We start from the raw sequence: 9,210 nt of genomic DNA, 5'->3' as shown, positions 1-9,210 counted from the left end.
CGAACAGGAAAGTTAAGCTCTACAGCGCCGATGGTACTGCACGGGAGACTGTGTGGGAGAGTAGGACGTTGCCAGGTTAGTTAAAGACTTAAGATTTATCTTAAGTCTTTTTTGTTACTCTTTAGTAAATTATAAAAATGTTACTCTGTGAATAATGTTTTATAATTTACTAAAGAATAAAAATAATGAGTTATTCTGTAATTAATATATTACAGAATAACTCATTTTTAAATAAAAAGTCTTATTATTTATTTAAAACAAGACCTTTACTTCTGATACAAGTACATTCTCTAGCTTCACTTGTGTGTAAACATTGATATTTTACTTTTTTAGGAGCCATTATTTCTTGGGGCTTCTTATTATCATTTTCTTGTGAATTCATTTCTCACACTCCTTTTAAAATAGATTATTATATGAACATTATATATTAATAGATATTAATTATCAATAATATTAAAAATAATTAATATTAATAAAAAATAAAAGTTATCAACAATTCTATATCATTTTTATATGTTTTTGTTGATAACTTTATTTATGTGTGGATAATATATTTTAAATTAAGATATCCTTTTTAGTAAAATTAATATGTGCAATTATATAAGCTAAAATTGATGTGATAATCATACAAATAATTCCGTTTACTATTGTTAATTTAGGGTTTTGATACATTAGTACTAAATTAGAATTTATTATACTACTGGCATCTGCATATGTTGTAAATAATAGATGGCTATATTCTTTAATAGTAGTAATAGCTTGGGCTCCTATAGTTAGGAAAATAGTTAATATTACAGAAACCGCCATAGATATCATGCTACTTTTAAATATAGTTGAAATCATAAATATCACTGAGCATGCAGTTATAATGAATAAAGCTTCATATCCAATACTCATTAAAGTAAATTCAGAATTAGTTACGACTTTTGAGGTATCAGGAATTTGCTTCATAATTATTTCTTGTGAGTTTTGATCAAATGATTTTTCATATTTTTGCTCTATTCTAATAGGATAATCAGAAGCTTGTATATTACTAGTAGCATTAACTATTACCATACCAGCAAGTTGAGGAATAATTATTAATGAAAGAACTGTTACTATTGAAACAATAAATTTAGAAAATAATATTTTACCTCTTTTTACTGGTTGAACAAGTAAAAATTTTAAAGTAGCAGGGGTACATTCTCCAGATACAATATCACTCATGAATACTGAAATACCTGCTATAAGTAATCCAAATCCAAAGAAGCTGCATAAATTTTTAAAGAAAGTGAATTCGTTGTATTCCCATTCCTGTATTGGCTTAATATTATTATCTTTTAAGTATTTATAATCTTCTAGATCTTGTTTAGATTGAGCATACCATTCTTTATTCCATTCGTTAATTCCATTTTCCGCATAATCTTTTATGACATTTTCAAGATTTTCTATAGTTTCATCTAATTCCTTTTTCCATCCATCCTCAGAAATTCCATTTTTAATGATTTCTTTATTATCTTCAATTTGTTTTAATAGATTTTCTTCAATTTGTTTTGAGCTTTGAATCCAATTTTCATCACCATCAGCTTCAGCCATTTTTATATTGCTACGTATATAAACTAGTTGTTCCTCAGCTTGCTTTATTTGATATTCAGGTGATATCCATTCTCTCATATTTTTATCATTCATCCATGTTCCAAAGATAGTTATACCAATAAATGCAATGAATAGGCCGAATACTATCCAAGTTTTCGATCTTTTAAATATCTTAATAAATTCATTTTTTATAAGTGTTAACATAATTATCTTATACCCCCTTCAACTAATTCCATATATCTTTGCTCTAAGCCTTTTCTAAGCTTATAAACCTCTTCTACGTGAAAATTCTTATTAACAAGATGTTCTATTAGTTTAGGGGTTTTATTAGCTAATAATATAATTTCAATCCCATCGTCAATTTTTTTTGCTGAATTAACATATTCAAGCTTTTCAAGTTCCTTTATATTTATTTCTTCAGTAAGATTTAAACATATTATATCAGTATCAGTTTTCATTGAATCATTTATTACACTTTCTACTGATTTTATAGTTCCATGATTTATAAAAGCAACCCTATCACATAAATGCTGTACTTCTGATAATATATGTGATGATAAAAATACAGCCATTCCTTTTTCTTTAGCAGCGTTTTTAACTACCTCTCTAAAGTCCAATATTCCTGATGGATCTAGACCATTAGTAGGTTCATCCAAAATTAATAGTTTAGGTTTAGATAAAAGAGAAGCTGCAAGACCTAAACGTTGTTTCATACCTAAAGAATATTTTCTTACCTTATCATCTATTCTATCTTCGAGACCAACTAATCGAATGGTATCTTCAACATCTTCTTTGGATATATTTCTAATTCTAGCAATCTGCATCAAATTTTCTCTACCTGATAAGTATTTATATAGTTCTGGATTTTCTACAACTGCTCCAACTTCTTTTAATGCTTTTTCTGTATCACTTTTTAAATCATGTCCACAAATTTTAATACTACCACTGTTTGGGTGAATAAGTCCAACCAACATCCTTATTGTAGTAGTTTTTCCAGCACCATTTGGCCCTAAGAAACCAAATATTTCTCCTTCTTCTATTGAAAAGGATATGTCTTTAATTATATCTCTTTTACCTAGAGATTTTTTTAGATTATTTACTTCTAAAACTTTCAATTTTGCACCTCCAGTTATATTTTTCATTATTAATTTTAAAATTAAAATCTTAATTATAAGTTCGAATAAATCTTAATATATACTTAATTAAATCTTAATTATAATTTTTATAAAAATTTATAGATAAAAAACAATATTTTATACATTTTTTATCTATAGATTCTAATTTTAAGACAAATTTTTATGGATTAATTTGTAAATAGATAAGATAAAATAACAAATACTGATATTTGCTGTGTTATTGAAAAAATAGAAATATATGTAATATGGTGATATAATATTTTCAATAGATTATGTTAAGTTTAAGGGAGTGATCAATATGTCTCAAATAGAAAAAAATAAATATAAGCAAGAGCAATTTATTAATAGAGATATTGAGCTATTCCATAAGGGGAAAAATTTTGAAAGTTATAGCTTTATGGGAGCTCATTGTATAAGTGAAAATAGGCGAAGAGGAGTAAGATTTACAACCTGGGCCCCAAAGGCAGGGGAGATATATGTTGTAGGGGATTTTTGTGATTTTAAGCCTTTGGAAGAATACAAGATGGAAAAGGTTAATGATAAAGGTTTATGGAGCATATTTATACAAGGAATAAAGGATGGAACTAGATATAAGTTCTATATTGTAAATAAGGATTCTAAAAAGGGAAAGTATAAATCGGATCCTTATAGCGTTAATTCAGAACTTAGACCTAATACAGCTTCCATAGTTAGGGAAGAATATAAATTTAGATGGTCTGATAAGAAGTGGCTAAATAAGAGGGAAAAAATAGAGGTATTAAAAGAGCCTATTAATATTTATGAAATGCACTTAGGATCATGGAAAAGAAAAAACGGAGAATATCTGACATATAAAGAGTTATGTGATGAGCTGCCTAAGTATTTAGTCGAAATGGGATATACTCATGTGGAGTTTATGCCTCTTACTGAACATCCTTTAGATGCTTCTTGGGGGTATCAAGGGACAGGTTATTATTCAGTAACTAGTAGATATGGAAATCCAAAAGAATTAAAAGAACTTATTAATATTCTTCATAAAAATAATATAGGTGTAATTTTAGATTGGGTACCAGGACATTTTTGTAAGGATGAACATGGTTTATATATGTTTGATGGAAGCCCGACTTATGAGTATGAGGAGGAGTGGAAAGCAGAAAATAAGGGGTGGGGAACTTCTAATTTTGATTTGGGAAGGCCAGAAGTAAAGAGTTTTTTAATTTCTAATGCTTTTTTTTGGTTAAAAGAATTTCATATAGATGGGTTAAGAGTTGATGCAGTATCAAATATGATTTATTTAAATTATGGAAGAAAGGAAGGAGAGTGGAAAACTAATAAGTTTGGAGGAGATAGCTGTTTAGAAGGGGTTGATTTTTTAAAAGAATTAAATACATATGTATTTGATGAGTTTAATAATATTCTTATGATAGCAGAGGAGTCAACTGCATGGCCTAATGTTTGTAAAAGGGTAGAAGATGGTGGATTAGGATTTAATCTTAAATGGAATATGGGCTGGATGAACGATACTTTAAAATATATTGAAATGGATCCTATATATAGGAAATATCAACATAATAAAATGACCTTTTCTATGATGTATAATTACTCAGAAAATTTTATTTTGCCTATATCTCATGATGAAGTAGTTCATGGAAAAAAATCTTTAGTAGATAAAATGTGGGGAGATTATTGGAATAAATTTGCTGGGTTAAGATTATATTTATCATATATGATGGGTCATCCAGGAAAAAAATTAACCTTTATGGGATGTGAATTTGCTCAGTTTATAGAATGGAGAGAATATGAGGAATTAGAGTGGAAACTAATAGATAACTTTGATATGCATAAAAAGACGCAGATTTTCTTTAAGGAAATAAACAAATTCTATAAAGAAAATAGAGCACTATGGGAATTAGATTATGATATCTCTGGTTTTGAATGGATAGATGCAGATAATTCAAATCAGAGTATATTTATTTTTATGCGCAGAAGTAGCAATGTAGAGGATACATTGATATTTATATGTAACTTTACTCCTGTAGTTTACTATGATTTTAAAGTGGGGGTTCCTTATAATGCTAATTATCAAGAAATATTTAATACTGATTCTAATTTATTTGGTGGATCTAATCTATTAAATGAAGAATTAGTAGTTTCAGAAGAAATTAAATATCACAAAAAGCCTTATTCTATATCCATAAAGGTACCACCTATGGCAACATCAATATTTAAAATATCAAAAATAAATGATAAAGGAAATAAGGGGGAATAAGGTTGAAAATTTTATTTGTAGCATCTGAATCACATCCATTTATAAAGACTGGAGGATTAGGAGATGTTATAGGTGCATTGCCAGTAGCATTAAAAGAATTGGGTGAAGATGTAAGAGTGGTAATTCCTAATTATAGAGATATTAATGAAGAAATAAAAAGTAATCTTAAATATATAGGTAATTTTAATGTAAATGTAGGCTGGAGAAATCAATATTGTGGAATTTTAGAATATGAATATGAAGGTGTTATGTTTTATCTATTAGATAATGAATACTATTTTAAGAGAGGGGGACTATATGGATACTATGATGATGGAGAAAAATTTGCATTTTTTAGTAGAGCTGTGGTAGAGTTCTTAAAATATATAGACTGGACACCGGATATACTGCATTGTAATGATTGGCAAACATCAATGGTTCCTGTACTTCATAAATTAGAATATATTAATGATGACAAATTTAAAGATATAAAAACTTTACTTTCAATTCACAATTTATTTTTTAAGGGAATCTTTTCTCCAGAAGTATTACCAGAACTTTTTGGTTATGATTATGAGGCTTTCTTTAATGGAAGCTTAGAGCATAATGGCGCAGTGAGTTTTTTAAAGGGTGGAATTAATTATTCGGATAAGGTAACAACTGTTAGTAAGACTTATGCTGAAGAGATTAAAACCCCTGAATATGGAGAACAACTAGATGGGCTATTAAGATATAGAGGAGATTATTTAGAGGGAATAGTAAATGGTATAGATTATAAGGAATACAATCCTGAAAATGATAGATATATAAAATTTAAATATGATTATAAGACAATAGCAAATAAGGTACTTAATAAAGAGGAATTACAAAAAGAGCTTAATTTGCCTGTAAATAAAGATATCCCAATGATAGGTGTAGTCTCTAGATTAACTCATCAAAAGGGTTGTGATTTAATTATCAAAATTCTTGAAGATTTATTAAAAGAAGATGTTCAAATAGTTATACTTGGGACAGGAGATCAAATGTATGAAGAAAGTTTTAAGAGTTTTGCTTTTAGATATCCAAGTAAACTTAGTGCAAATATAAGATTTAGTAATGAGTTGGCTCATAAGATTTATGCTGCATCTGACATGTTTTTAATGCCATCTTTATTTGAACCTTGTGGATTGGGACAACTTATCGCTCTTAGATATGGAAGTGTCCCTATAGTAAGAGAAACAGGTGGGTTAAAGGATACTGTAAATCCCTATAATGAATATGATGAAAGTGGAAATGGATTTGGATTTAGAAATTACTCATATGAGGAGCTTTTAGTTATTATTAAATATGCATTAAGTATTTTTAAAGATAAAGATAGATGGACTAAAATTGTTAATAGTGCAATGGAGTCAGATAATAGTTGGGTAAAATCAGCAAGAGAATATATGAGGATATATAGGGAGTTGTTAAGTAATAACTCATAAGAATTGATTTAAAAATAATAGCGGTGGTATATGAAAGGGGATAAGAATGGGGAAAAAGGAAATCGTAGCAATGATTTTAGCTGGTGGACAGGGATCAAGGTTGGGAATATTAACTAAAAATATAGCAAAGCCAGCTGTACCTTTTGGAGGGAAATATAGAATTATAGATTTTCCTTTAAGTAATTGTTCGAATTCAGGAATTTATACTGTAGGAGTTTTAACTCAATATAAACCTTTGGATTTGAATGCACATATAGGTATTGGTGATCCATGGGATTTAGATAGACGAGATGGAGGTGTATCAATTTTACCACCTTATCAAGAGGAAAAGGGAGGTGACTGGTATAAAGGAACTGCCAATGCAATATATCAAAATATTAAATTTGTAGATAGATATGATCCTGAGTATGTACTTATTTTGTCAGGAGATCATATTTATAAGATGGATTATTATAAGATGCTAGATTTTCATAAAGAGAATCATGCAGATGCAACTATAGCAGTTATAGATGTGCCAATAGAAGAAGCTAGTAGATTTGGAATTATGAATACTAGAGAAGATAATTCTATTTATGAGTTTGATGAAAAACCTAAAGTGCCGAAGAGTACTAATGCATCAATGGGAATTTATATATTTAATTGGTCAATATTAAAGAGATATTTGAGAGAAGACGAAAGAGATATTAATTCAAGTAATGATTTTGGAAAAAATATTATACCTAACATGTTGAATAGTGGTAGAAAGTTAATGGCATATCCTTTCGAAGGATATTGGAAGGATGTAGGGACAATAGAAAGCTTATGGGAAGCTAATATGGATTTGTTAAAAAGAGATAATGATCTAAATTTATATGATAATGAATGGAAGATTTATTCTCAAAATCAGGTAAGGCCTGCTCATTATATAGGAGAAGAGGCTAGAATAATAAATTCATTAATTGTTGAAGGGTGCATAATACATGGTAAAGTTGAAAATTCCGTATTATCTCAAGGCGTTTATGTTGGTAAAAATACACTAATAAGAGATTCTGTAATAATGCCTAATGTACAAATAGGAGATAACGTTAAAATAGAAAAGGCTATTGTAGGTAACAATGCAATAATTAATCATGGTTGTAATATTGGAGATATGAAAAAAATTGATGTAGTTGGTGCATATCAATATGTGATTAATGATCCGAATCTTAATTATAAAGAAATAACAGAGAACAATAAAATAGTTAATATTTAGGGGGAGAAGGGTGTGAAAAACTGTTTAGGAATTATAAATTTAGATGAGAACCAAGATAGAATTGGGGAGTTAGTTAGATATAGAACACTTGCATCAGTACCACTTTCTGCAAGGTATAGAGTTATAGATTTTGTTTTATCTAACATGGCTAATTCAGGAATAGAGGGAATAGGAATTTTTACTGCAAATAAGTCAAGATCATTAATAAATCATCTAACTAATGGAAGGCCCTGGGACCTCCATAGAAAAAAGGATGGACTCAGGGTATTTAATTTTGGAGATTATAATCCTAATATAGATGATGTTCATAACTTTGCAGATAACATTGAGTTTATTGAACAGAGCAGAAAGGAATATGTTTTAATAAGTCCTTCTTATATGATTTGCAATATAGACTATAATGAGGTATTTAGATATCATACTAAGTCAAGAAATGATGTTACTATAGTATATAAGAATGTTGATAAGGCTGATAAGAGTTTTTTAGAATGTGGGATACTTAATATAAATGAGGATAATAGAGTAATAAGTATTGGGGAAAATATTGGTAGAGAGAAGAATGCAAGAATAAATATGGAAATGTATATTATGAAAACGGAATTATTCACTAATATAGTTCATGAATGTATAAGAACTGGAATTCATAGAAAAATAAAAGGGTATATAGCCTCTAATTTAAGAAGTCTAAAAGTAGGAGCATTTGAGTTTGATGGTTATCTATCATGTATAAATTCTATAAAATCCTATTTTGATACTAATATTGATATACTAAGTCAAAATATTAATAAGGAATTATTCTATAACAAGAAGCCGATTTATACCAAATCACAAGATGAGCCACCAACTCAATATACAGAAAAAAGTTTAGTTTCGAATTCTATAATAGCTAATGGATCATATATAGAAGGAGAAATTAAAAATTGCATTATTGGTAGGCGTGTAATAGTAGAAAAAGGAGCCAAATTAGAAAATTGTATTATAATGCAAAATAGTATTATAGGAACGAATGTGATAATGAATAATGTTATAGCTGATAAGGGAACATTAGTTACTGAAAATAAAGTTGTAAAAGGAACTGATAATTATCCAGTTACAATACAAAGAAGAAGGTCAATATAGGGAATTAGCAAATTAGAAATTTAGAAGAGGTAGAAAATATTCTTTCGTATAAAGCAGAGATATTAAAGATTTTCTATCTCCTTTTTATAAAGTTTTATGATATCAGTATAAAAAATATAAATACTTAATAACAAATGAACCAGGTGTATCAATAGTAGAAAAATGTAGAAATATAAAGAAAAACTTAGAAAATTACATATATTTTAGTATGGAATATTAGTTTATTAAAAATGATTATAGGTATAAGTGGTAAGATAAGTTTCGTTCCCAAGAGAAACAACTTAATAAGGAACAACTTGCTAAGAAAAAAGATTTAAAAAAGTCAAATTAAAAAATTGTTGACAAATAAATCTGAAAGTAGTAAGATAAGAAAGTCGCTTGAGGCGACGAAGAAAAATGGTCTTTGAAAATTGAACAGAATATAAGTTAAGTATAAAATAAACCAGCAATTCTTTTAAG

The 9,210-nt window shown here is 28.2% G+C and carries 7 protein-coding genes and 1 rRNA gene; 5 read left to right on the top strand and 3 right to left on the bottom strand.

The genetic code is table 11. The annotated features are described in order from the left end of the window. Window positions 1-77 (top strand): 5S ribosomal RNA (gene rrf / locus ACQPUY_RS17445); the annotation flags it as partial. Window positions 78-244: 167 nt separating this feature from the next. Here the strand turns inward: rrf and ACQPUY_RS17440 are convergent. The 3 genes from ACQPUY_RS17440 to ACQPUY_RS17430 form a co-directional block, all read right to left on the bottom strand. Beyond that, window positions 245-382 carry a hypothetical protein gene (locus tag ACQPUY_RS17440; RefSeq protein WP_430843294.1) on the bottom strand — a complete coding sequence of 46 codons (138 nt, stop codon included), beginning with the start codon at window positions 380-382 and terminating at the stop codon, window positions 245-247. 173 nt (window positions 383-555) lie between these two features. Beyond that, a complete protein-coding gene (locus ACQPUY_RS17435) occupies window positions 556-1,779 on the bottom strand; it encodes an ABC transporter permease (protein WP_430843292.1) in 1,224 nt (407 codons plus the stop codon). Window positions 1,780-1,781: 2 nt separating this feature from the next. Further along, window positions 1,782-2,690, bottom strand: a complete 909-nt coding sequence (locus ACQPUY_RS17430) for an ABC transporter ATP-binding protein (RefSeq protein WP_430843290.1) — start codon at window positions 2,688-2,690, stop codon at window positions 1,782-1,784. 319 nt (window positions 2,691-3,009) lie between these two features. Here ACQPUY_RS17430 and glgB point away from each other — a divergent pair, with 319 nt between their 5' ends. The 4 genes from glgB to glgD are packed head-to-tail and all read left to right on the top strand — an operon-like array spanning window position 3,010 to window position 8,751. Further along, window positions 3,010-4,959, top strand: a complete 1,950-nt coding sequence (glgB, locus tag ACQPUY_RS17425) for a 1,4-alpha-glucan branching protein GlgB (protein ID WP_430843289.1) — start codon at window positions 3,010-3,012, stop codon at window positions 4,957-4,959. Window positions 4,960-4,961: 2 nt separating this feature from the next. Continuing rightward, window positions 4,962-6,401 carry a glycogen synthase GlgA gene (glgA, locus tag ACQPUY_RS17420; protein ID WP_430843287.1) on the top strand — a complete coding sequence of 480 codons (1,440 nt, stop codon included), beginning with the start codon at window positions 4,962-4,964 and terminating at the stop codon, window positions 6,399-6,401. A 46-nt stretch (window positions 6,402-6,447) separates the two neighbouring features. Further along, window positions 6,448-7,632, top strand: coding sequence for a glucose-1-phosphate adenylyltransferase (locus ACQPUY_RS17415; protein ID WP_430843284.1), 1,185 nt, complete (start codon window positions 6,448-6,450; stop codon window positions 7,630-7,632). Between the two features lie 12 nt (window positions 7,633-7,644). Further along, window positions 7,645-8,751, top strand: coding sequence for a glucose-1-phosphate adenylyltransferase subunit GlgD (gene glgD / locus ACQPUY_RS17410; protein WP_430843282.1), 1,107 nt, complete (start codon window positions 7,645-7,647; stop codon window positions 8,749-8,751). The last annotated feature ends 459 nt before the right edge of the window (window positions 8,752-9,210 follow it).

This window comes from Clostridium nigeriense (genome assembly GCF_050585245.1).
GTDB lineage: Bacteria > Bacillota > Clostridia > Clostridiales > Clostridiaceae > Clostridium > Clostridium nigeriense_A.
This window is presented reverse-complemented; position numbering and strand designations above follow the sequence as displayed.